The following is a 22,546-nucleotide window of genomic DNA, read 5'->3' on the forward strand; positions in this document are numbered from 1 at the left end:
AACATGGAAAGAATGTTGACTCTTCATGAATTAACATTAGGAATCCAACTTGTTTTGATTCTCGTATTTTTGTTTATCCTAATATTATTGATTTACAGTTTTAAGAAATACAAAACAGAAGCAAATCGTCAGGTTTGGAAGGATAAAATAGACAAATATCTCATGGAGGTAATTGTTGATGGTAAACCCAATGATATTTCAATCTCTGAAGAATTAATTTCATTATGTAAAAGAGAAAGTTTCAGGAGATTCTTTCTAAGCCAATTAATTGGATCGGAAAGAAAATTTTCTGGAGCTGCAGCAGCTGTCCTTAAATCTGTTTTCTACACTTATAATTTGGATAAAGAAGCATATGTGCTTTTAAGAAGTAATCAATCTTATCTGATCGCAAGAGGTATACAAGCCCTTACCATTATGAATGTTATGGATGCCCTCCCAGAAATCAAAACAAAGTTGAATCATCATAGTAATTTAGTAATTCGAGAAGTTCAATACTCATTGGTTCATTTCTTAGGTTTTGAAGGATTAGCTTTCTTGAATAATACGTCGATTTTGATATCAGATTGGCAGCAGCTTCGATTATTAAATTCAATTAAATCATTGCCAATTGGAGCAAATGTAAATATTAAATCGTGGCTGTATTCAGGGAATGTCAGCACAAAATTGTTTGCTCTAAAACTCCTCCGAAAATTTCAAGTTTTTGAAATTCATGATGAATTGATAGCATTCCTGGAAAATGTTATTATACAGGTTCAAACCGAGACTGTCAAAACTCTATTTACCATTGAATCTGGTGAAACCACAAGTCTATTAGTTAATAATTTCCAAAAATTTGCAGAAAAAACTCAAATAGAAATTATTAAAGGATTAGGAAAAAATAGAGCGCTAGATCAAATAGACTTTTTGAAATCCCAATTAGAATATCATCCAATAAAACAGATAAAGGTCCACGCTGCAGAAGCCCTATCTTTACTCGGAGAAGAAAACTATTTAATCGGACTAAGCCGTAACTTGGATCATGCTGACCCAACTTTATTAGTTCTTAACCACGCATTGCAAACTAGGTTATGAACGAAGTAGTACTCAAAATATATGAAATAATTATCTGGCTATATTTAATTTATTCGGCCGGAATATTTGGCGTATATAGCTGGATAGCCTTATTCTCCTATGGTGCTGTATTGCGGTACAAACATGGTAATATCTATACGGATTATTCCATTATTGCTTCAAATCCAAATGCTCCAAGTTTCAGTTTGATAGCTCCGGCATATAATGAAGGTAAAACAATAGTTGAGAATGTTAGGTCATTACTATCCATATATTATCATAAACTAGAAATAATCATTGTTAATGATGGCTCTAAGGACGATACTATTGATCGTCTTATTGAGGCATATCAGTTAGAAAAAGTTTCCTACATTATTCCAGGAAATCTTCCGACTAAGGAAGTTCGGAATGTTTATAAAAGTAAAAATCCCGCATTTAAAAAGCTTATAATAGTAGACAAGGTCAACGGTGGTAAAGCTGATGCACTCAATGTTGGAATCAACATTTCGAAGAGCGATTATATTGTTTGCATTGATGTAGATTGCATTATTGAACAGGATGCCATTCTGAAATTGGCCAAACCGTTTATGGAACAGACCGATAAACGCCTGATAGCATGTGGCGGAGCTATTCGTTTGGCCAATAACTGTAGAGTTGAAAATGGGAAAATAACAGAGGTCAATCTTCCAAAATCTTGGTTGGGAAGGAGCCAGGCATTGGAATATATCAGAGCATTTGTTTTGGGCCGAATGGCATGGTCAAGGGCGAGCGGTTTGATACTGATTTCTGGAGCTTTTGGAGCCTTTGACAAAGAGATAGTATTAGAAGCAGGAGGATATGATCCCAAAACAGTAGGAGAGGATATGGAACTCGTAGTTAGAATGAGAAGGTATATGGTCGAGCATAAAATTCCACACCGTGTTATAACCATACCTGATCCTTTATGTTGGACCGAGGTACCCGAAGATAACGAAATCTTGAAAAAACAAAGAAATCGATGGATGCGCGGTACAATGGAAACCCTCTGGAAACACAGAAAACTGATGTTTAATCCTAAATATGGAAAATTAGGAATGATCAGTTTGCCCTATTGGTTTTTCTTTGAATTTTTAGGACCTCTAGTTGAATTTTCCGGTTATATAATCTTCTGGATTTTTGTTCTTTTGGGATTGTTAAATTGGCAGTTTTTCTTCGCTTTATTGGCATTGGTGTTATTTTCAAGTGTTCTGTATTCTACCTATGCTATATGCGTCGATTTAGTAAGTCATCAGGTATATACTAAACGCAAAGACTTAACCAAACTTATTATTACAGCTGTAATAGAACCTTTTTATTTCCATCCTATAGTTACTTGGGCAGGCATTAAAGGAATGAAAGATTATTTTGGTAAAAACCATGCTTGGGGGGATATGCAACGCAAAGGGTTTGACCAACAAACAGATGAAACAATTAAAGAAACTCTTATTAGAAGATGCAAATTACTATTAAATGATTTCAGCCCAATTGCATCAATATATCTTATAATCTTATTTGCAATAAGTATAATTGAATGGTTTGTTTATAATCAAAATATTGATCAGTTTCAAGGTATAGGCTCCCTGATTGCTTTGGTATGCAATAACTTCTTATACGGCATAAGCTATCTGCTATTATTCTTCCTTCTGTATTCTTTAGTATCAATAATTAATCAAGTTTTTGCAAAGTTCCTTGTTAGATTTTTAGCTGCTATATTTCTCATTCTTCAAATAGTCTTGGCGTTTTATTTTACAGAATCCCGAAATCTATTGGGAAATGATTTGTTTTATTATTCATGGGAAGAGTTGAATAATATTTTAAAGGCCAGTGGAGTTTTGAATTGGGTGAATATTCTCATGCTATGTTTAGGGTTTTTTAGTATATACTATTTGATAAAAAAGTTTAGCTCAAAATATATAGGAAACATTAAAACTGCCGTATCATTTCTGACACTATCTTTATTAGCTGTAGTGTTTTTGTCGAGTTATGGAGAGCTGAAATTCGGCTCAAAAAAACGATCTTTTAGAAACTGCGGAAAAAAGTAAGTTGGGATTTTTTATCTCTAGTAATCTAGAATCCTTAATAGATGATTATTCAGATAAAATTTTTGAAAATCAGACCAATATTTCCTTTGGTGGTTTGTCTGATGAATATCCATTTCTTTTTGAAAATAAAACCGAGGATATATTAGGTCAATACTTCAATAAAAGCGGCAAAGTACCAAATTTGGTATTAATAATAGTTGAAGGGTTAGTAGATGCATACAGTAATCCTAAAGGATATATTGGAGATTTTACACCTTTCTTAAGTAATCTAAAGGATAGCTCTTTGGTTTGGGAAAATAATTTGAGTTCATCCGGTAGAACATTCGCCGTATTGCCTACTGTATTGGGCTCTTTGCCATTCGGAAATTCAGGATTTTTAGAACTTCCTTCTTATCCAAATCATTTTAATTTAATCAATGTCCTAGCAAAAAATAATTTCAATACGGGATTTGTGTATGGCGGAAATGCTGATTTCGATTTTATGAAAAAATATTTGCAGGAAAGCGGTATTGATGAAATAATTGATCAAAGTTCATTTGACAGTAATTATAGAAAACTGCCAAAAGTGAATGGTGAAAGTTGGGGATTTGAAGACCAAGCCGTAATGGATAAATTAATTGGTTTAGGCGGGTCTGATTCCAAACCTTATTTTAATATCGCCCTGACATTATCCAGTCACAATCCTTTTTTGATTAATGATGAAGCTAAATTTGCGGATATTTTTGATAGAAGAGTCAAAACAATGAAGTTAAATAAGTCGCAGCGGAATTAATATTAAATAATCAAAAGCAACTGATCTCTATTATGAATGTTGATCATGCCATAGAAGAATTTTTTCAAAAATATCGCAAAAGGTCTGACTTTAATGAAACGATTTTTATAATTACCGGTGACCATAGTATGCCAGAAATTCCATTAGAGAGTAAGATAGATCGATATCATGTTCCATTAATTGTCTATTCACCTCTATTAAAAACCAAGAAAAAATTCGATAATATCGTAAGCCACTTTGATATTACTCCAACCATATTGGCTTATTATAAAGAAAACTATAACTTAAAAGTTCCAGCAAAAGTAAATTGGATAGGAAAGGGATTGAATATAGGTGCGAAGAAAAATCCTATTGGAATTCCAATCATGCAAAGTAAATCCCAATTAATAGATTTTGTGTCTGGTAATATCCACATCAATGATGAATCAGCTTTCCAAATTGGTGCAAAATTAGATGAAGAACCGTTAAAAAATCAAGGTGAAGCCAGAAATATATTTGAAAAATTTGATCTATTCAAAAGTATAAATAGACAGTTTAATTCTAAACCAGTCTTAATCCCCGATAGTGTATATCAGAATTTTTTCAATAACTAAAATCTTCTTCTATATCCAATACTTAAATCAAATTGATTATCCTTGATTTCAGGTTTATATTCTACGTTGTAATACGTTCCTGTTATTGAAAATATATTCTTTGATTTGATAGTAAAATTATAATCAAGCCCAGTTTTAAATGTTTTCATCTTATAAGGAGTACCTTCAAAAAGGTTTTCGCGATTTTCTTCAGGACTGATACCTGTACCCAATATAAATCCTAAATAGTCGTCCGATCCTTTTGTATAATACCTAACTGTTCCTGTGTATGAATGTGATATATTATTTTCACCAGGAGTAAGGTACGTTCGAGCATTAAACCAGAAATTCTTATAATATTTTCCGACAGATGCCGTATACATCCAAACATTCTCACTGAACTTCAATTGTCTAAATCCAATTTCAGCTTCAAAGCTTGCAGGTAAATTAGCATATAAGGATGCTCCAGATCTGAATTTTGGAAATATGCCATCGCTATTGGAATACCCCGCACCTAAATACATATAAAACATTCTTGATAGACGTGGATAGGCCTCTAATTCAAATTGAGTTCCGTTTCTGCCAAACTTATTAGCGAAGTTTGTCCTGAAAATAAAAGATCCTACCGAAGTACCTCTCTTATAACTCAAACCGGCAATATGCCAATTGTCTTCAAATTGTTTGTCAAAATACAGCCAATTATAATTAATACCTATCTCATTCATAGAAACCTGGTCCCTTATTCTAATGAGAAGCTTTCGAGCCTCTGTATGCTGAGGGTCAATTTCCAAAATTCTATCGAGTGTAGTCTTAGAACCATTGAAATCTTTATTGACATTTTGAACTTTGGCCTTCAATATCAATAAGTCCAACGAGTTTTGGTCAACGGTCAAACCTTTATTCACTATTCTTGCAGCCTCAGTATTGTTGTCTTCCCAGTATTCCATCGAACCATATGCTAAATAAAAATCAGCGTCTCTAACATCTTTCAATTCAAGTTGCTTAAATACTATTCTAGCAGAATCTGGCTTGTCCATCCATGTATACAATCTTCCTAAAAAGACACTGAGATCAGTATAATCAGGACTTTTTTTCAAAGCTGATTTCACTAAATCTACTGCCACTGGGTAGTTCTTGTTTTCAAAAGCTTCCTTGCGGGCATTTTGAAAAAGCTCATCTGATGTTTAAGGTCGATTCCTTTGAGAATAGAACAAGACTGTGAAGGGTAAACAAAAATGTTAAACCAAATAGTAGTGTAGATTTTAAATTCATAAGTAGATAGATGCTACAGGCCTCAAAGGTAAGCTGTTTTCATCAATTTAAAACAATACTTAGGAATTTTATCTGTTAAAACACGTTTTTATTTTCTGATATGGATATCCTGTTGCGGAAAAGGAATTTCGATTCCAGCCTTGTCCAAATCTTCTTTACATTGAATGATCAGTTGTTCCTGCATTGCCCAGAAATTTTCATTGGAAGTTGTAACTCGAACAGATAAGTTGATAGCACTATCTCCCAAACTAGTTTACTACCACGTCAGGTGCAGGATCCTTGAATGCAAATTCATTTTTTGAAACCGTATCTAACAGTAAGGATTTCGCCTTCTTTAGATCGGTATCATATCCAACGCCAATATCAAACCAAGTTCTGCGTGTGCCTAATTCTGTGTAGTTTGTGATGTTACTGTTGGAAAGCTCCCCATTAGGAATAATAACTAATTGATTCTGGGGAGTTACCAATTTGGTGTTGAATATATCAATAACTTTTACCGTACCGTCCACTCCCGAAGATGATGATATATAATCGCCAACCCGAAATGGTTTAAATAATAGAATCAATACTCCTCCAGCAAAATTCGAAAGTGAACCTTGCAACGACATACCAATCGCTAAACCAGCAGCACCAATGATTGCGATAAAAGTAGACGTTTTGTACCCCGAGTTGACTGACAACTACAATAAACAAAATGACCTTTAAAATCACATTCACTAAATTCCCAACAAAAGTTCTGATACTTGGATCAACGTCCCTTTTCATGAAAATCTTGTCCAGTAGCTTTCTCAATAGTTTAATCAACCATAAACCAATGAATAAGACTAACATTGCTGAAATCAATGAACTTATAAAAATCGGAGCATAGGCAATTGCACTATCTATGAATTTCTCTAATTTACTCTCTATCCCGTTTAAATCTGGTCCTTGCATAATGATTCAATTATTTATTATTAATAGTTACTTTTTCTTGTGATTTTTCTAGTTCTTTAACAAAGTCTGTACCCCAATAGTGGATGTCGTAATGTTTTATTTGTTCTAATGATCTTTTTAAACGAATACTGGCTTCATCCGGATCAATGACCAATGCTTTCAATAAGGACGAAACCATGTTCACACGGTCATAAGGATTCGTAAAAATCGAGTAGGGGAGTTCTACTGATGCACCAGCAAATTCTGACAGAACCAAAACACCATTCCCATTCAAAAGACCTTGGGTGGCAACATATTCTTTGGCTACTAGGTTCAAACCATCCCTTAAAGGCGTAATCCATGCAATATCACTAACTGCATATTGAATTATGACATCCTCAAATGGCAACGCTTGGAAGAAATATTGAATTGGTGTCCAATCCATCGTAGCATATTTGCCATTGATTTCGCCAATTGCCTGATTTACTTTATCCTGGATCTGATCGTAAATTTTCATGCCCTGAGAAGGGGGAGTACAAACATTGACCAACTCCACCTTTCCTCTATATTCTGGATATTCCTTCAAAAAAGCACCAAAGGCCTTAATCTTTTCCAGCGGTCCTTTGACATAATCAAGCCTTTCAATAGAAACGATTCTCTTTACACCACGCCTTTCTTTATCTTCCTTGAAATGTGAAATCTTCTCCTGAATTTCTTTCTTTTGAAGGATTTTCTCGATCAGATGAAAATTTATGCCTACTGGTTGTGCACCTAGACGGATTTTTCTGCCATCAACCTCAATTAATTTGGTCATTTGTTCCACTCCCAAGGCACTGCTATAAGTCAAAAACTGCTTGGCAACAGATACTTTTTTCAAAACTTTGAATGGAGTATGACTTCGCAATACATCAATAAAGTTCTCAACGTATCTCGGAATATGAAAACTTATAAAATCGCATAATAACAGACTGCCAATAATTTCTCTACGCCAGGGCAGAATGTTAAAGATATCTGCAGCAGGGAAGGCTGTATGATGAAAGAACCCAATTTTAAGATCTGGTCTTAAGGGCTTTAGAAAAGCTGGAACCATCCATAGATTATATTCATGAATCCACACTAAAGCGCCCTCATCAGCTTCCTGAGCAATGCGCTCCGCGAAAATTCGATTGATTTTTAAATAATGTTCCCAATCATCATAATTGAACTTCGCCTTTTCAACAAATGAAAAAATAGTAGGCCAAAATGCTTCCTTGGAAAATACCCTGTAAAATTGATCAATATCTTTTTTGCTCAAGGAAATGGTCGCTGCCATCAAATTTGGATATCTTTCCACATCAACCATTTCATTTTTATAGGGTTCCTTTCCTTCCTGATATACCTCCTCGCCAATCCAAATGCCCGATCTCCCTTTTTCAAATAATCCCAATAATGAAGGTATAATCCCATTCGGACTTTTAGGCTTGCTCCTAATAATCTCACCATTGACCTCAGTCCGCTCGAAGGGTAGTCTATGATAGACCATAACCAATTGATTCTTTGATGTACTAGATTTAGGAATAATTCTTTCCTTTTCTTGATCGATGAATTTCTTGAACAAAGGGTTTTGCATGATACATTCCAAGATTCCACCAGCACCTTTCGACTCTGCTAAGTAAGCCTTTGGATTATCTTTCAGTTCATTCACTAAACCAATCTCAGAACCTCCAACTGCTACCCCATGAAAACCAACTCCATATAAGCTAAGATCATTCAAGGTATCACCAGCAACTAAAACCTCTTCAGGTGATATATGGAGATAATCCGTAAGTTTTAATAATGTACTCCCTTTATTTACATCTTTAGGAAGTAGATCCAAATACTTATCGACAGATGTAATCACATCGCAACCGAATCTTTCTGCAATATCTTTTACTTGGTTCAAGTCAGTATCGCCATTATAGTAATATGAACACCGTCTCTGCTGCGGTACATCTTGATATTGTAATGTGGTAATATCAGCCAAGGCATGTTGAATTATATAAACTGAAGGCCATTTGGCTTCAATTTCACCCTGAATCGGTTCAATAGATTCCAAGGTTCTTCCATTCACCAAAGTAGAACCTACATCCGCAATTATATAATCTGGAGTAGGTATTATTGGATCGTTCAGTAAAGGAATGACTGATTCTAAACCTCTACCAGTTACAAATACCAACTTAATGTCTTTATTCTTTTTTATCGTTTTATATAAGTTTAGACGATCTTCCATTTTTCCACCTAAAAAATGTTCCATCTAAATCTGTTGCCAATAGCATTCTTTTAAGCTCCTTTCTAATAGTATAAATTCTGTCTCCACAGATATGATTAACAAAAAACGATATGCTGTATTTAAGATGGGTAAATGGAGGTTAATAATTACGATAACAGTAGCCCAACTTCCACCGCCTACAACACTTTTATCTTTCAAATTATGTGGATTTCCTAGCAAAAAAACAGGTTATTCTTTTGCTAATTCGTTATTTTCTGAGTTGCAAAGATACGAAAAATTAAACTAATAAGCAAGTTTTAGTATGTTATTTGGAAAATTTAGCCTGTTCCAAACATAAAAAAGGAGACTGAATCATTCAATCTCCTTTTCTAATATATAGTCTATTTTTAGTAATTATCTCGTCTTTATATTAGGTAAACCAATTCTTTTCGCACTAATCTGTCCAGTTATGTCTTCAAATTTTCCACCATAGCTTCCTTGGATTTTTTCATTTTTGTCAGTGACTAAATCGAATTCAAACTTGAAGTTTTCACCATCCCTTGACAATTTTACTGTGCCACCAGCAATTGTTGCAACTTCATCACCTTTATCTTCTTGCCAATAATAGTTTCTCACCAAATAACTGTCGCTAAATGTATTGCCATCCACATCGGTTTCGCCATCAGAAAACCGGTAAGTTCCGCTTTCAATATCTTGATTGGTCGAGTATAAATCTAAATATAAAAAAACAGGAATAATAGGGTCACTTTCAGAGACCAAGTGGAAAATACTGAATTCAATATTGCTATAGCCATCTTCAAAACCATAATCATTGAAGGCACCAATATTAAGGTCATAGGTTTGCCCCTTATAGGTTAATTCATTATTCACCTCCACCTTAGGATCATCATTATCATTATCTTTTGAACATGAGGTCGATCCAATGACTAATAGTGAAAGGATCAGAGTTTGCCAAACTAAATTAAACGGATTTCTTTTCATAAAATGATTTTTTGATTTGATAAGATTTATTGTTAGTGTTAGATATTATCTAAAACGTGGAAAAATATATTTTATGATTATTCTGATTTAAAATACCTAATAATAGGAGGTTTAAAAATAAAAATGGGGCAAATTGAATAATTTACCCCATTTTTATTTTAGAATTTCGAGAGACTATTAAGGTCTATCTATTTCTTTATCGAAATTATAACTTGCAAATCTGCCCGAATCTTTAGGATTGACCAAATCTGATTCTTTTTCACCCCATGGCCATCCTCCAAATTGGGTTCTTCTGTAATCATTAAATGCCTCTTGCAATTCTTTTTCTGAACTCATTACAAATGGTCCGTATGCAAAAACAGGCTCATTTATAGGTTCCCCTTCCAAAATTAAGATCTTAGCTTTTTTATCACCATTTGTAATCACGATTTCTTCATCTCCTGCCAAATCTGCAATGAATCTTTCTTGCATTTTATAATCTTCTACAGATATCGTCGATGTTCCATCATAGAAAAATACAAACCTATTCAATGTTTTTGATACTGCATTCAATTTAAATATCGCTCCTGGTTCCATTTCAACTAAAGCAATCCCAACATGATGTTTTGGATCAATAGCCCAAGAATTTTTTAACGGTTCTTGTGCCTTTACGCCATAGTACTCTCCCAAAATAACTTTCAAATTGATATTCTTTCCATTTTCATCTTGGAATGATCCTCTAGGAATCTTTTCATTCCATAACATTTTATAGTCTGGCTCAGTGAATTTATTTGCCGCAGGCAAGTTCAACCAGATCTGAAACAAACGGAATGGATTGTCATTCTCATCATCAAGCATTGGAAACATCTCTCCATGCAATACTCCTGATCCTGCACTCATCAATTGTACATCACCATTTCCGTAACGTCCTTTAGAACCTTTGGAGTCAAAATGATCCGCAAATCCTTCCTTCTACAATAGTAACAATCTCGAATCCGCGGTGGGGGTGGTGTGGGAAACCTGGAATGGTCTCTCCATGATACATACGCCATTTTGCTTCACGGTCAAAAATCATTACCTAAATTTTTCCCCGCCAACAATGCTGGGTCAGGACCCATTTTACCATTGCCTTTTGGATATTGATCATAATGGTAAGCACCTAAGATATATGGATCTCTAATAGGCATCGGACCTACAACTTTAGTTATATTTTTTATTTTCATAGCTTTGTTTTTAATTTATTCTATATGAACAAATGGCACACCAAAAGTGTTTATTTGTCAGTGAGTTACCTATTGGTAACCTAGTTACCTTGGAGTAACGTTTCGTTTAAATGAAATGAATAGCTATCTAGAAAATTCTCCTCTTGCTCCAATAAAAAATTATTTGAAGTGTTTGTCAGTAAAATTGAGGTAACAGTACCAATCGTATGCATTTACGTCATGTATCCCGGCACGAATATGATAACCAATGTCATGATAAATTGGCTTATGAACCTCCGGTGCTGTATCACTATTAAAGCCTTTTTTCTTATATAAAGCATAAACTGGGCTAGCATGATAAGCCGCTAGATATTCCCCTTTTGGATCTGCCCAGCGATCTTCCTCTGCACTAGCAACATATAAAGGTCTAGGTGCAATCAATGCCAATAGCATATGTTGATCAAATGGCATTCCTTTTCCTTATGATGATAGGCATTATAGTTTTTGGCAAACCCAAGCAGGTTTGATACTGCTGACAATTGCGATTGTTTCGCCAAATTCTCTTTTAGAGAGCGCAGCACCCCCTTCACCAGAATTATTGGAAATGACCAAGCTGAAACCTTGGATCTAGTGCCCCAGCCCATAATGCAGCCTTCCCTTGACGGGAATGTCCCAATAGAGCAATCTTTTTTATATCAATTTCAGGCAATGTTTGCAGATAATCAACGATCCGTGATGATCCCCATGCCCATGCGCCAATCGCCTCCCAATTGTCACCGAGATCTTGACTATCTTCATAATCCGAAAATAAAGCTGCGATGCTCTGATCTTTGAACCCTTCTTTATCAGGAAAAATATCATTGGTAACACATAGTTGCTACGCCATAACCCCGCTTGATAATCTGTTCATAATCCCAACGGCCAGATTGGACACCTCTAATCCAATCTTGATGGGTAGAATCCCGAACCAATTTGAAGTTATCGCTATATATTATGCTGGAGTCATTCAAAGTACTGTGATTTCCTTTAAAATTATAGCCGACAAATATTGGAACTTTTCCTTTGACATGATTAGGTAACATTAATAATAAAAGCGCATTGACAGCTTTTCCATTTTTGGAGAAAGTCATTTTTACCTGGCGTAAAGTTGCTTTTCCATCCAGTGCACCTTTGTTCTCAGTCAGTAATTCATAAGTTACTGGAATTTCCTCTGTGGGAGTTCTGCCATACATTTGAGAACTGAATATTTCAAGTATTTCAGGTCGTCGAATTGTCTCCCATTTTCGTCTATTATTGATAGTTTCTCCTGAATTGGAAACCAAAACATTAGGTAGTGAATATTTAGGAAACCAAGGACTCATCGTAGTTCACGTTCTGCTGACCATAACAAATTTGAAATGAAAGAAAAAATATAATTGAAAAGATTAAGTTTGATTTCATCTTCTCCATAATTTAAGGTGTAGGAATAGGTTATCTGTTAAATGTTAATATACAGATTTTTCTTGGATTTTGGAGACTCCAAGATAAATAGAAATCAATTGATTAGAATGTATCGATTATTCCAAACTACGGATATAGATATGCTTGACGTGTTTATAGCCACCCGAATCTCTTTCGTCGATTTCAAATTTGTCCATATACTTGATAAGATCATACAGTTTGGTAAAGCCGTAATTACGAGGGTCAAAATCAGGCCTTTTCTTGTTGATATAACTGCCAAGAGAACCTAAGAACGTCCAACCAGATTCATCAGAAAGTTCGTCTACGCTTTGAAGGATAAGTTTAGTCGTTTTTCTATCCACTTTATCCAACGCTTTGGTGGCAGGCTGGGGTTTACTTTTTGCTTCAGGTTTTTCCTGGGACTTTGCAGCAGTTGCTTTTTCTTCAGTTTTTAGAATCTCTATATAAATGAATTTGTTGCAGGAAGCGATAAATGGTTGAGGTGTTTTCTTTTCACCAATTCCAATGACCAACATTCCTGCCTCCCGTAAACGAGTAGATAAACGAGTGAAATCACTATCACTGGAAACTATACAGAACCCATTGACCTTCTCCGAATATAAAATGTCCATAGCATCGATGATCAAAGCACTGTCCGAAGAATTCTTGCCAGTGGTATAACTGTATTGCTGAATCGGAGTAATCGCATTTTCCAACAAAACATTTTTCCAACCTGTTAGATTTGGTTTGGTCCAGTCGCCATAAATCCGTTTAATAGTAGGAGTTCCATTCTTGGAAATCTCTTCCAACATTTCCTGAATATGCGAGGAGGGAATATTGTCCGCATCAATTAGTACCGCTAATTTGAGGTCTTGCATTTGATTAATTCTTGTTATCGGCTTAACAGTAAAAATAAGATATTGTTTTATTAAAATACCTAAACCTAGGTATTTTATCAGCTTTAATATTTTCAGAGATTTAGTAGAATAAACAACCTAATTATTAATATATTATGAAAATTTTATTAACTAACCTGTTAATAGCCACACTGTTATTAATGGGCTGCAGAAATGCAACTGAATCAACAACCGTAGACAGCACCGCCAACTCTGATGAAGATGTAGTGTTGGATTCTGCAGCTTCATTTCCCATGGATGAATCGACAGCTGCTGAAGAGGATTTATCTCAAACATTGTTAAACTTTAATGAATTTCCAGCCGTGTCATTGGACAGCGTGAAGTTGGTCGGGGAATTAAAAGTCAACAATCCTGAAAATGCAATTATGGAAGTCGTCGAAGAAAATATTGACAACTGTAATCTCCCTTCCAGAATCCGTCAATTAAGGCAAGGTTCAAACATAAAAGTCTTCAAATTCAACAGCACAATGAATGCTCAAGCTCAAGCCTTTGGATTTACCGGCACAATTGGAAGAAATGAAATGCTATTAATCCAAGAATTTGCAAGATACAGTACCTTTCCTTGCGAAGGACAGCGTTCAAAATTTGGAATAGGATTAAGATGTATGATTCATATCAAATCATTAAGATCTAGACTAGACGTGGATAAACTCTCCGTAATAGCTGCAAATGTGGAACTGGGAAATATCTCAGCTACCTATGAATTAATGTCCGTTGGATTTCCGCTCCAAGGTGATATGTTGGCAGACAATCTACCATCAGTCGGAGACTATAATGTCGAAAATTTCTCCAAAATTGGCAGTATCTTTTAATAATATCTTAAAAACTCTAAATGATAATAATAACATGGAAATTGAACCAGTGTCGATGAATTATTATTAGAAAAAATAGGAAAGAACAACATAGAGTGTGGAGACCAAATAATGTGGTAGAGGAGAAGCCTTATTCAGTAAATAATGAATCAATCAATGGTTATATAGTAGTGAGTGCAGAAAATATTGATGATGCGGTAAAACTTGCTGAAGGCTGTCCATTACTTAATGAAAAAGGAACTAGTGTTGAAGTAAGAGAAGCATTGAAACTTAGGTAGAATGATAAAATAGTTTCCTTTTCTTGTGGGAAAGGAAACTATTTTTTCGTAAAAGTTTTTAAATAAAGAAGTCAATATTTTTAAATCAGGTTATAATATGATTCGTTAGTTTGGCTTTCTCAAAAGCCCTGTCATCAAAACAATTGAATAAGCAAACATTAACCAGGATCCAAAGTACCTACCATCTTTTTCATCCATATTCGGAAAGAAAAATTCAAAGAAATGAATACATACAGTGTCTAAGATCATTCCTGTAATCACCATTAATACAGCGGATTTTATACTTTCAAGCTTATTTAAAGAGAATCGTTTGAAAACCCAATTAGCGATTATCGCCATAGCAGGAATCAACAAAATATACAAGCCAAGCATTACATAAGGATTGTCAGTTATAAAAAAGTACTGACCAAAAAACCTAAATATAATGCTGGCAAACAGCCAGACTAAGAAGCCTACTGCTAAGCTGAATTTGATGTAGTTGTCGTCTGATATCTTTGAATTTTCCATGTAAGTTTTATGAATTTGAACAAACCCTAAATTATCACTGATATTTCTTGTTTTTCTCTAGTAAAAACGAAAGGTAAAGACATTTGTTCTATGAGAAGTTTTCCTCTTTTATAAATTACTGGATTTGTGTCATTGAACGAGCTAACTTAAAGCTTCTTGTTTATTGATTTTGGACTTTCCATATATTTTTAATAGGTACGAATAGTTCTGACAGCAACTCAAGAAAACATAACTAGTAACCCAATATCTACTAGTACATTCCTTTCGAAATCATTTCTAAGGCTTTTTCAATAAATGGATCATTACCGGTCTTAACATCTTCTAATGTATATCCAACCTCAACATCAGGCTTAACACCAATAAGGTGATGTTGGCTACCATCTGAATTAACAACTTTTAATCCTGAAAAAGTTATTTGAATACCTCCGGGAAGTATTAAAGTATTAATATTTCCATTCGCTCCAGCTGTAGGTTTTCCAATGATTGGTCCAATCTTACCAAATTTTACCATATCCAAAATACTCTCAGGGGCACTTTGGGTTGATTCGGAAGCAAGAAAATAAAACTTTGCTTTAGGATGATTGTTGGCAGGAACAAGATAATCCTTTACAACCTCAAATTTTTTATTATTGGGTGAAAGAATATGATAATATAAAAAATGGTCAGAAACTAAGGTGTCTCGAACAAGTTTCGATATTAAATTTTTTTCTTCTACGTCTCTATTTAGATAACCTCGAAGATCAAAAATAATATGCATCTCAGGATCATCAATATAATTCAATAACGTATCATTCACAGGATTGCTTGAATAATTGAAATAATAGGTGCTATCATTCAACAGTCTGTTATCTGTCCGATCTAAGAAGGATGTATAAATAAATCTATCTTTTTGTTGATAGTTTCTTACAGATTCTACAGATTTCTGTTTCTTTGTTTTCGAATCTTTAAAAATCAATTTGGCCACAGAATTTTCCTGTCCATATAATAAATTGAATTCTCCTGCTCGAACAATCAAGTTAGCTTTTGAGCCAGATCCAAAATATTTTTGGGTTTTACATAATTCAGGAATAGACTGAGCATCAATACTAAAAAGTTGATCTCCGATGTTGAGCTGACCTTTTAGACTTTCATTATGGATATTTTGGATGTAGTAATTTCCATCAATATGGATAATGGTAATCGGAACTGTATGTGTATATAAATGATCAGTTAATGGATTGTTGAAAAAGATATGGGCATCTTGGTAGGCATGCAGCATCTTTCGAAGACTGAGATCATATTCCAATTGATTATCGGAGGCAATTACTTCTGCTAAAGTATTTCTTAGTAAGTCTTCAGCCTCTTTATCTGATAAGGTATTATATACGTAGGCAATTTGAAAAATATTCCAAATACTTATAACATTTGCTATTCGGGTGTTGAGATCCTTTAGGTTTTCCGGATTCATCAAGGGAAAGGGTAATTTTTTAAAATAGGGACCATCCACAAAACTTGAAATAGGTCTAGGATATGTATGTTTTTCATCCGCAAACACAGCCAATGGAAAACTGATACTTAAATTATTGGAAAGATGAAGCGATAAAGAATCTCCAATTTGGTTCTCCTCCTCAAATAATTTTTGATCATTTTCAATAAGACGCATAGTATATTGTGGCTGATCTTTATATTCTTTTTCGGTCAGTTCTTTTATACTAAAACTTCGGTCTGATATGATAATGCTGTCCGTAGAAATATCGAAATTTCCTGTATCATCCATTATTCCTAAATCTATCCCCAAATTTTTTGCATGTTCAGGAATGCTGTCCGTGAAATAGAAAAATCCTTTTTCTTCGCTCAAATGGTGATCAGCTTTTAATTTATGGTTTTGAAATGTTTGAATTAATCTTGATTTTTCTGAAGAATATGAAAATTTAATTTTAAAAGGTTTTCCTTCAAGGCCTTCAGGAATTCGTATGTTTAATAATCTATAATAGTTAAGCCATAAATCAGATAACCAAGATCTTCTATTTAACCTGATGCTTTTGTAAATGCTGTTTGAGTTTGAATAAAGATCTAATCCTCGATGCTGTTTGCTGACAACTAGATTTTTAACCTCCTTAGGTGGGGGAGATGTTAGATGTTGTTTTCCATAAGTAACTTTTAAGGATGGCTCCAAAGGAAGGAAAAATTTTACGATAGAATCTGCAAATTCTTTTTCTGTTTTTGCACCTCGACTTAACTGAACACCCCTTACCATAACGGCATCCCAACCTGGTGACAACAATATGCTGTCCACCATGTCGGTAGGAGAAAAATATCGAATAGCACCAGCTATTTTAGCAAAAGCTGTTAACCTATCAATCTCTTCTTTGTTCTGCTGGGCCTTTCCAGGAAAATGAAAGTATAATATAAAGACAATGACAATTAAGGGAATGGATCTATTTATCATAATTAAAAAATTGGCAGTTATTTAAAACATAGTTCAAAATCTTAATTTTTTGATAAACAAGCAAATGCACCCAGTTTATTTATAGTTTTTAACAAAGCTGATTGGTTTTTGATATGAGTGGTGGTTTGGAGAGATTTGTGTAAGTCAGAAAGGCCAATAATCTATCAGCTTATATCTATAGATCTTCGTAGTGTAAAACCTGCGGAAAAGGATCATAATAGCTGTGTAGCAAAGCTTTCCATTTCTGGTATTGTGGTGACTGACGGAATCCAACTTCATGTGCTTCGACAGAGACCCATTCCACCAATAAAATATACTGATTGTCAATTTCTACACATTTCTTTAAAGAGTGCTTTACATATCCTTCGATAGATGAGATATATTGACTAGCAATTTGAAAATCATTCTCAAACTTTTCCGTTCTACCTGGCTTCACATTTAAAATAGCAACTTCTAAAATCATCGTGTGTTCATTTTTCATAAATGGCATTCAATACCGTCAATCAATGTAAAAAATATTCTTATAAATACTAAAATTGTGGATTATTTTTCGCTACTAATTTGCTTCAAATGATGTTCGAAATGCGAAACGTAATCGTGCACCAAATACTCTAATGTGTAACCGTTACATTTTCTAGATAGTATTTTAACGGTTAGTTTACTCCATATGAATAATAACTGACGATTAAGACTTTCCCATAAAGAAATAAGATGATTTAATTCTGCTATTTGGTGATGGTTGCTTTTACACCATTCTACTTGATCGTATTGAATTACTGGGTTCTCTTGGTGCTGAGCGACTATAAACCTCGTCAAATTATTGATTGCACTATCTATGAGATGACCTAAAATTTCTTTCTTGCTCCATTTATCGACAGCAGATTTATGTTCAAAATCTGAATATTTCATACTTCGTAACAATTCAGGAAATTGAACTATATATTTTTCCAAAGATTGAATAGCTTCTTCTATCATGTTTAATATGTTAATGAATAAAAACTTTATAAATCAATTTGTTCTCCATGCGATTTTGGTTCGGGTGTGACGATAAACTTTAGCGTGTTGGTTTTATTTAATAATTGATGTTTTAATTTCGCGTGTACATGAAATCCTTGTCCCTCTGAAACTCCATCTAAAGAGTATGTACTAAAATCCTTGATTAAGTTCATGCCCATTTTTATACTACTCTAATCTAATCTAAACTAAATACTCCTGTACTAAAATCTCATTTGGAATCCTAAAAGGTGATGCCAGGCTTAAAGTGGAATATCGCATTTTCATTTCGTACATGTCCAGAATGGTAACGTCATTGAATTCCTTTAGTCTAATAATTGTTTCATCAGCAATTGCTATACGTGATTTCGGTCCAAAATTGTAAGGGTAAAAAACAAAAACATTTATATTAAATATTGTTCAAAACCATATGGTCAAGTATCTCTGTGATAATGTACGAGCCGATTTTACAACCAAGTCCAAGGAAAAGTATATAAGGATATTCTTTACTGAAATAGGTAGGAAAATTTTTCTTGCAATAAATATTTCTCTAGATCCCAGCCAAATCATCAAATCCATAGCGAAAATCAGTTTCTCTATCTAAAAGATATTGTTTCTCTCTAAAGAATGTCTCTTGAGATTTGATAATTTGCCCACCTGTGCCGCCGATTCCAACGTTTATAGATTCTAGTAATGACATATTAATGTAGCTTGTTGATAATGTTAATTTAAAAAATAATAATGGAAAAATAAGCGGCGCATAGAAAAATCATTAATTAGTTGAAAAATTAAACCATTACTTTGGCAGGCCTTTTATCAATTCAAATCGCCTTCAAAAATTTAAAAAATGTGTGTCCAATCTTGTAGGACAAATCCACCTTCCCTTTGCCGTTTTGCTCACTGATAAACAAACACTATCCGATTTTCCCACTTTAAATAGTTTGGAACGCATGAAAATAGCTTTTAGAAAGATAGGGAGGATTATATTTTTGCTAAAATAATTTTTAGATTAGTAAAAATTTGTGCCATCGCTTGTGGCCCAAGAATTAAAAATCAATTATTATCAATAAACATTATGAAACATTTTTTATTTATTTCATTGATAATTATAATATTTTCATCATGTAGAATTCATACTACTGAAAATTACTACACAGTAACAATTACAGAAGATGCTGCTATTTATCTAAAATCAGATTTAAATAGTAGGCTGGAAGAAATTGTCACAGCAGGAGAACCAATCTATATGATTCTTGATAAATCTAGAAAAGGATTTAGAAAAATAAAATATAAAGGAAAAGTTGGATATGTTTACAGACCTTCATATAAAACATATTCATCAAATGAATATAAACAAATTACATCTACTACAGATTCAATAAACAAAGCGAAAGTAAAAACATTTAATCCTTCAACTACTTCTGGAGGTACCGTGCATGTTAAGGGATATTACAGAAAAAATGGCACCTATGTTAAGCCTCATACAAGAAGTGCACCAAGAAGGAGATAGAGAATTTTCTATTGAATTCGTATTAAAAAACGGATTTCTCATTTATAAGTGTTTTGACACAGAGATTAAAAAATTGTGTTAGACTAAATTAAAGGTTCAAAATATTACCAAAACTTTACGAAAAAACTTTACAAACCTATGATAACCAAAATTAACCTAAATAATGTAGCAAGCTACAAAAACCAAACAGCTTTAATAACAGACAAAAAGATAAATCTTATATATGGTTTAAACGGTACCGGAAAAAGTACGTTATCAAATTATTTACATCAACGAGCAGACGACAGATTTAAAAATTGTTCGGTTGAAGGATTGGACGACAATCACGAAATACTTGTTTATAATCAAACTTTCATTCTGGAAAACTTTTTTGAACCAGAAAACTTGAAAGGAATTTTCACGCTTTCAAAAGAAAACAAAGAAGCAGAAACAAAGATTGCTAATGCTTTAAAAGAAATTGAAAAACTTGAAGACGAGAAAACAATTAAAAGCGCAGAACTTGAAACGGAAACTTCGTCCATAAATCAAAAGCAGGAAACCGCTAAAAATGCGGTTTGGAAAATAAAAACAGATTATAGCGGTGGCGACAGGGTACTTGAATTTTGTTTAGAAGGTCTTAAAAGTTCAAAAGACAACCTGTTTAATCACATTGTTGGATTAGCAAAACCAACTGCCAAACCAACAAAAAGCATTGAAGACTTAAAAACCGATTTACAATCAATTTCAGGTGACAATGCTCAAAAGTTTTCTACGTTACCGCCAATTACTTTTGCTTCGCAAAGTATAGAAGCAGAAACATTATTTAGCAAACAAATTGTAGGGAATGAAAACAGCACAGTTTCACAGCTAATCAAACAACTTGCTAATTCTGATTGGGTTAAAGCAGGTTTACAATATTTACCTCAGGAACAAACCCAGGAAAATTTTACTTGTCCGTTTTGTCAGGAAAAAACTATTTCAAATGAATTGATGGAAAGCATCAAAAACTATTTTGATGCTTCCTATGAATCAGACATAATTTCTCTAAAAGCATTTTTAGAAGAATATTCACAAGCAATTCAATCAATTCCTAATAAAGCTGCATTTGAAGCAAATCCAAAATTTGAAACACACAAGAAAGATTTTGAGATTAAATACAACGTTTTTTCTAAAGTAGTTGAGGATAATAAAAAACTGATTGACGATAAAATAAAAACACCAAGCGTTTCTGTAACTCTCAAAAGTTCTACAAAAGCACTTGAAGAATTAAACGAGGTAATTCAAAAAATCAATTTGCTTGTTGTGGAACACAACAAAAATATAGACCAAAAAGCGAGTGTAAAATCAAAAATCAAAAATACTTTTTGGGAATTAATGCGTTGGGATTATGACCAAACTATTAGCTCTATTAATGCCGACAATGCAACATCAAAAAGTAAAACAGATACATTAAGTGCTTCTGTTAATGATTATTCTACAAAAATTTCGGATCAGATCTTAATTATTTCGGAACAGCAAAAACAAACTGTAAATATTGAAGAAGCGGTTACGAATATAAACAACGGCTTGATTGATTTGGGAATTACAGATTTTAAAATCAAAAAGTATTCTGAAAATCTTTATAAGATAGTACGAGGAGAAAATGAAGAAAGAATTTTTCGCTCTTTGAGTGAGGGAGAAAAAATGATCATCAGCTTTCTCTATTTTCTTGAATTATGCAGAGGTAAGAAAGAAGCAACTGAAACAGGGAAAAAGAAAATTATTGTCATTGATGACCCAATTTCAAGTCTATCACATATTTATGTATTCAATGTTGGTAGACTAATCAAAAATGAATTTTTTGGAAAGAAAGAAACAAAAAAGGACAAAGAAACAGGAGAAAAAATTATTGAGTGGAAATATAAATATGAGCAAGTGTTTATCTTAACGCATAGCTTGTATTTCTTCTATGAAATTACCGAAACGAAACACGATGAGAGAAAAGCAACACAAAATCTTATTCGTCTTTCAAAAAATGATAATGGAAGTTCGTTTGTTTCTATGAGCTATGAAGAAATTCAAAATGATTATCAAGCATATTGGTTTATAATTAAAGACAATACACAACACCCTGCATTGATAGCCAATTGTATGAGAAATATTATTGAGTATTTTTTCAACTTTGTTGAAAAGAAAGACTTAAACAACTTTTTCTTACAGGAACCATTAAACAGTAATAGATTTCAGGCGTTTTATAGGTATATAAATCGTGAATCCCACTCGTTAGGACAGAACATTTTTGACTTCAAAGAGTTCAACTATACAGACTTCAAAGACGCTTTTGCAGAATTATTTAAAATAGCAGGTTATGAAAATCACTACAAAAAAATGATAAAATAACTTTTTGACAAATAAAACACACAAAATAATCAGGTGTAATTTAGGGAGTAAAACTTTTAAATTACTGATTTACAATTATTTTCGTGTATCCGGAGGGATTGTTTCAGTCCCGCGATTCCCGCACTCACACCTTGAAACCCCTTAGGGTCGAACACGCCCAGCGCAAATTCAGGGCAGTTTATCCTGTTCTAAAACGAATCGGGAGGATGCTTTCAAGAATTAGACACAAAATCTGCAGGAAAATACACGCGGAAA

The 22,546-nt window shown here is 33.7% G+C and carries 24 protein-coding genes and 3 pseudogenes; 8 read left to right on the forward strand and 19 right to left on the reverse strand.

Going from position 1 to position 22,546, the window contains the following annotated elements:
• Positions 1-3: 3 nt before the first annotated feature.
• Genes FGL31_RS09840 through FGL31_RS27780 form a run of 4 tightly spaced genes read left to right on the forward strand, consistent with a single transcriptional unit; the run spans position 4 to position 4,475 of the window.
• Positions 4-1,071 carry a hypothetical protein gene (locus FGL31_RS09840; protein ID WP_232046566.1) on the forward strand — a complete coding sequence of 356 codons (1,068 nt, stop codon included), beginning with the start codon at positions 4-6 and terminating at the stop codon, positions 1,069-1,071.
• On the forward strand, positions 1,068-3,110 hold the full coding sequence (locus tag FGL31_RS09845; RefSeq protein WP_138091061.1) for a glycosyltransferase family 2 protein: 2,043 nt from the start codon (positions 1,068-1,070) through the stop codon (positions 3,108-3,110). The genes FGL31_RS09840 and FGL31_RS09845 overlap by 4 nt, the downstream gene beginning before the upstream one ends.
• Position 3,111: 1 nt before the next feature.
• On the forward strand, positions 3,112-3,882 hold the full coding sequence (locus tag FGL31_RS27775) for an LTA synthase family protein (RefSeq protein ID WP_138091064.1): 771 nt from the start codon (positions 3,112-3,114) through the stop codon (positions 3,880-3,882).
• 32 nt (positions 3,883-3,914) lie between these two features.
• A complete protein-coding gene (locus tag FGL31_RS27780; RefSeq protein WP_138091067.1) occupies positions 3,915-4,475 on the forward strand; it encodes a sulfatase-like hydrolase/transferase in 561 nt (186 codons plus the stop codon).
• Here the strand turns inward: FGL31_RS27780 and FGL31_RS09860 are convergent.
• The 14 genes and pseudogenes from FGL31_RS09860 to FGL31_RS09890 all read right to left on the reverse strand — a co-directional run bounded on the left by FGL31_RS09860 (position 4,472) and on the right by FGL31_RS09890 (position 13,366).
• Positions 4,472-5,401 carry a YaiO family outer membrane beta-barrel protein gene (locus FGL31_RS09860; protein ID WP_394366187.1) on the reverse strand — a complete coding sequence of 310 codons (930 nt, stop codon included), beginning with the start codon at positions 5,399-5,401 and terminating at the stop codon, positions 4,472-4,474. The two genes, FGL31_RS27780 and FGL31_RS09860, sit on opposite strands and share 4 nt — an antisense overlap.
• A 27-nt stretch (positions 5,402-5,428) precedes the next feature.
• Positions 5,429-5,590: pseudogene (locus FGL31_RS29840) on the reverse strand (tetratricopeptide repeat protein); the annotation flags it as partial.
• Between the two features lie 224 nt (positions 5,591-5,814).
• Positions 5,815-5,973, reverse strand: a complete 159-nt coding sequence (locus tag FGL31_RS23425) for a mechanosensitive ion channel family protein (protein WP_197734181.1) — start codon at positions 5,971-5,973, stop codon at positions 5,815-5,817.
• 1 nt (position 5,974) lies between these two features.
• Positions 5,975-6,406, reverse strand: a complete 432-nt coding sequence (locus tag FGL31_RS23430; protein ID WP_197734182.1) for a mechanosensitive ion channel family protein — start codon at positions 6,404-6,406, stop codon at positions 5,975-5,977.
• Between the two features lie 79 nt (positions 6,407-6,485).
• Positions 6,486-6,659: pseudogene (locus FGL31_RS29845) on the reverse strand (mechanosensitive ion channel family protein); the annotation flags it as partial.
• Positions 6,660-6,669: 10 nt separating this feature from the next.
• Positions 6,670-8,910, reverse strand: a complete 2,241-nt coding sequence (gene ggpS / locus FGL31_RS09870; protein ID WP_197734183.1) for a glucosylglycerol-phosphate synthase — start codon at positions 8,908-8,910, stop codon at positions 6,670-6,672.
• A 369-nt stretch (positions 8,911-9,279) separates the two neighbouring features.
• Positions 9,280-9,867: a hypothetical protein gene (locus tag FGL31_RS09875; RefSeq protein WP_138091073.1), complete on the reverse strand. Its 588-nt coding sequence runs from the start codon at positions 9,865-9,867 to the stop codon at positions 9,280-9,282.
• A gap of 177 nt (positions 9,868-10,044) precedes the next feature.
• Positions 10,045-10,611, reverse strand: a complete 567-nt coding sequence (locus FGL31_RS25300; RefSeq protein WP_317131137.1) for a pirin-like C-terminal cupin domain-containing protein — start codon at positions 10,609-10,611, stop codon at positions 10,045-10,047.
• Positions 10,612-10,665: 54 nt separating this feature from the next.
• Positions 10,666-10,803, reverse strand: a pseudogene (locus FGL31_RS27785) (pirin family protein); the annotation flags it as partial.
• A 107-nt stretch (positions 10,804-10,910) separates the two neighbouring features.
• On the reverse strand, positions 10,911-11,069 hold the full coding sequence (locus FGL31_RS23435; protein WP_197734185.1) for a hypothetical protein: 159 nt from the start codon (positions 11,067-11,069) through the stop codon (positions 10,911-10,913).
• A gap of 159 nt (positions 11,070-11,228) precedes the next feature.
• Complete coding sequence (locus FGL31_RS23440) at positions 11,229-11,519, reverse strand: glucuronyl esterase domain-containing protein (protein ID WP_197734186.1); 291 nt, start codon at positions 11,517-11,519, stop codon at positions 11,229-11,231.
• 124 nt (positions 11,520-11,643) lie between these two features.
• Positions 11,644-11,904, reverse strand: coding sequence for a glucuronyl esterase domain-containing protein (locus tag FGL31_RS29850; protein WP_394366188.1), 261 nt, complete (start codon positions 11,902-11,904; stop codon positions 11,644-11,646).
• Position 11,905: 1 nt separating this feature from the next.
• Entirely contained in the window at positions 11,906-12,409 is a 504-nt protein-coding gene (locus FGL31_RS23445) for a hypothetical protein (protein WP_197734187.1), read from the reverse strand.
• A gap of 195 nt (positions 12,410-12,604) precedes the next feature.
• Positions 12,605-13,366 carry an NYN domain-containing protein gene (locus FGL31_RS09890; protein ID WP_138091076.1) on the reverse strand — a complete coding sequence of 254 codons (762 nt, stop codon included), beginning with the start codon at positions 13,364-13,366 and terminating at the stop codon, positions 12,605-12,607.
• A 134-nt stretch (positions 13,367-13,500) separates the two neighbouring features.
• On the opposite strand from FGL31_RS09890, the gene FGL31_RS09895 reads away from it, so the two are divergent.
• Both FGL31_RS09895 and FGL31_RS09900 read left to right on the forward strand, forming a co-directional pair.
• The gene (locus FGL31_RS09895; protein ID WP_138091079.1) at positions 13,501-14,217 is read left to right on the forward strand and encodes a hypothetical protein; all 717 of its coding nucleotides are present in this window, start codon (positions 13,501-13,503) and stop codon (positions 14,215-14,217) included.
• Positions 14,218-14,312: 95 nt separating this feature from the next.
• Positions 14,313-14,495, forward strand: a complete 183-nt coding sequence (locus tag FGL31_RS09900) for a YciI family protein (RefSeq protein ID WP_171017608.1) — start codon at positions 14,313-14,315, stop codon at positions 14,493-14,495.
• Between the two features lie 105 nt (positions 14,496-14,600).
• Here FGL31_RS09900 and FGL31_RS09905 read toward each other — a convergent pair whose 3' ends face one another.
• The 5 genes from FGL31_RS09905 to FGL31_RS22620 form a co-directional block, all read right to left on the reverse strand.
• Positions 14,601-15,002 (reverse strand): DUF5367 domain-containing protein, encoded by a 402-nt coding sequence (locus tag FGL31_RS09905; protein ID WP_138091085.1) that lies wholly within the window; start codon positions 15,000-15,002, stop codon positions 14,601-14,603.
• Positions 15,003-15,252: 250 nt separating this feature from the next.
• Entirely contained in the window at positions 15,253-17,430 is a 2,178-nt protein-coding gene (locus tag FGL31_RS09910) for a S41 family peptidase (protein ID WP_138091088.1), read from the reverse strand.
• 175 nt (positions 17,431-17,605) lie between these two features.
• Positions 17,606-17,911 (reverse strand): antibiotic biosynthesis monooxygenase family protein, encoded by a 306-nt coding sequence (locus FGL31_RS09915; protein WP_232046567.1) that lies wholly within the window; start codon positions 17,909-17,911, stop codon positions 17,606-17,608.
• A gap of 62 nt (positions 17,912-17,973) precedes the next feature.
• Positions 17,974-18,405 (reverse strand): DinB family protein, encoded by a 432-nt coding sequence (locus FGL31_RS09920; protein WP_138091091.1) that lies wholly within the window; start codon positions 18,403-18,405, stop codon positions 17,974-17,976.
• A gap of 568 nt (positions 18,406-18,973) precedes the next feature.
• Positions 18,974-19,123: a hypothetical protein gene (locus FGL31_RS22620; protein ID WP_171017609.1), complete on the reverse strand. Its 150-nt coding sequence runs from the start codon at positions 19,121-19,123 to the stop codon at positions 18,974-18,976.
• A gap of 375 nt (positions 19,124-19,498) precedes the next feature.
• Between FGL31_RS22620 and FGL31_RS09925 the strand changes: the two genes are divergently transcribed.
• Both FGL31_RS09925 and FGL31_RS09930 read left to right on the forward strand, forming a co-directional pair.
• Positions 19,499-19,933 carry a hypothetical protein gene (locus tag FGL31_RS09925; RefSeq protein ID WP_138091094.1) on the forward strand — a complete coding sequence of 145 codons (435 nt, stop codon included), beginning with the start codon at positions 19,499-19,501 and terminating at the stop codon, positions 19,931-19,933.
• Positions 19,934-20,071: 138 nt separating this feature from the next.
• Positions 20,072-22,291, forward strand: coding sequence for an AAA family ATPase (locus FGL31_RS09930; RefSeq protein WP_138091097.1), 2,220 nt, complete (start codon positions 20,072-20,074; stop codon positions 22,289-22,291).
• Positions 22,292-22,546 lie beyond the last annotated feature (255 nt).

Source organism: Sphingobacterium daejeonense, from assembly GCF_901472535.1.
Classification (GTDB): Bacteria; Bacteroidota; Bacteroidia; order Sphingobacteriales; family Sphingobacteriaceae; genus Sphingobacterium; species Sphingobacterium daejeonense.

What these genes read in the sequence shown, in the direction of transcription:
- FGL31_RS09910 (WP_138091088.1), bottom strand. Translation starts at nt 17,430, where the DNA reads ATGATAAATAGATCCATTCCCTTAATTGTCATTGTCTTTATATTATAC.
- FGL31_RS09875 (WP_138091073.1), bottom strand. Translation starts at nt 9,867, where the DNA reads ATGAAAAGAAATCCGTTTAATTTAGTTTGGCAAACTCTGATCCTTTCA.
- FGL31_RS09925 (WP_138091094.1), top strand. Translation starts at nt 19,499, where the DNA reads ATGAAACATTTTTTATTTATTTCATTGATAATTATAATATTTTCATCA.
- FGL31_RS09920 (WP_138091091.1), bottom strand. Translation starts at nt 18,405, where the DNA reads ATGATAGAAGAAGCTATTCAATCTTTGGAAAAATATATAGTTCAATTT.
- FGL31_RS09840 (WP_232046566.1), top strand. Translation starts at nt 4, where the DNA reads ATGGAAAGAATGTTGACTCTTCATGAATTAACATTAGGAATCCAACTT.
- FGL31_RS09860 (WP_394366187.1), bottom strand. Translation starts at nt 5,401, where the DNA reads ATGGAATACTGGGAAGACAACAATACTGAGGCTGCAAGAATAGTGAAT.
- FGL31_RS09930 (WP_138091097.1), top strand. Translation starts at nt 20,072, where the DNA reads ATGATAACCAAAATTAACCTAAATAATGTAGCAAGCTACAAAAACCAA.
- FGL31_RS25300 (WP_317131137.1), bottom strand. Translation starts at nt 10,611, where the DNA reads ATGTTATGGAATGAAAAGATTCCTAGAGGATCATTCCAAGATGAAAAT.
- FGL31_RS23445 (WP_197734187.1), bottom strand. Translation starts at nt 12,409, where the DNA reads ATGAGTCCTTGGTTTCCTAAATATTCACTACCTAATGTTTTGGTTTCC.
- ggpS (WP_197734183.1), bottom strand. Translation starts at nt 8,910, where the DNA reads ATGGAACATTTTTTAGGTGGAAAAATGGAAGATCGTCTAAACTTATAT.
- FGL31_RS09895 (WP_138091079.1), top strand. Translation starts at nt 13,501, where the DNA reads ATGAAAATTTTATTAACTAACCTGTTAATAGCCACACTGTTATTAATG.
- FGL31_RS27780 (WP_138091067.1), top strand. Translation starts at nt 3,915, where the DNA reads ATGAATGTTGATCATGCCATAGAAGAATTTTTTCAAAAATATCGCAAA.
- FGL31_RS23440 (WP_197734186.1), bottom strand. Translation starts at nt 11,519, where the DNA reads ATGCCATTTGATCAACATATGCTATTGGCATTGATTGCACCTAGACCT.
- FGL31_RS09890 (WP_138091076.1), bottom strand. Translation starts at nt 13,366, where the DNA reads ATGCAAGACCTCAAATTAGCGGTACTAATTGATGCGGACAATATTCCC.
- FGL31_RS23435 (WP_197734185.1), bottom strand. Translation starts at nt 11,069, where the DNA reads ATGAAAATAAAAAATATAACTAAAGTTGTAGGTCCGATGCCTATTAGA.
- FGL31_RS09915 (WP_232046567.1), bottom strand. Translation starts at nt 17,911, where the DNA reads ATGAAAAATGAACACACGATGATTTTAGAAGTTGCTATTTTAAATGTG.
- FGL31_RS09845 (WP_138091061.1), top strand. Translation starts at nt 1,068, where the DNA reads ATGAACGAAGTAGTACTCAAAATATATGAAATAATTATCTGGCTATAT.
- FGL31_RS22620 (WP_171017609.1), bottom strand. Translation starts at nt 19,123, where the DNA reads ATGTCATTACTAGAATCTATAAACGTTGGAATCGGCGGCACAGGTGGG.
- FGL31_RS09905 (WP_138091085.1), bottom strand. Translation starts at nt 15,002, where the DNA reads ATGGAAAATTCAAAGATATCAGACGACAACTACATCAAATTCAGCTTA.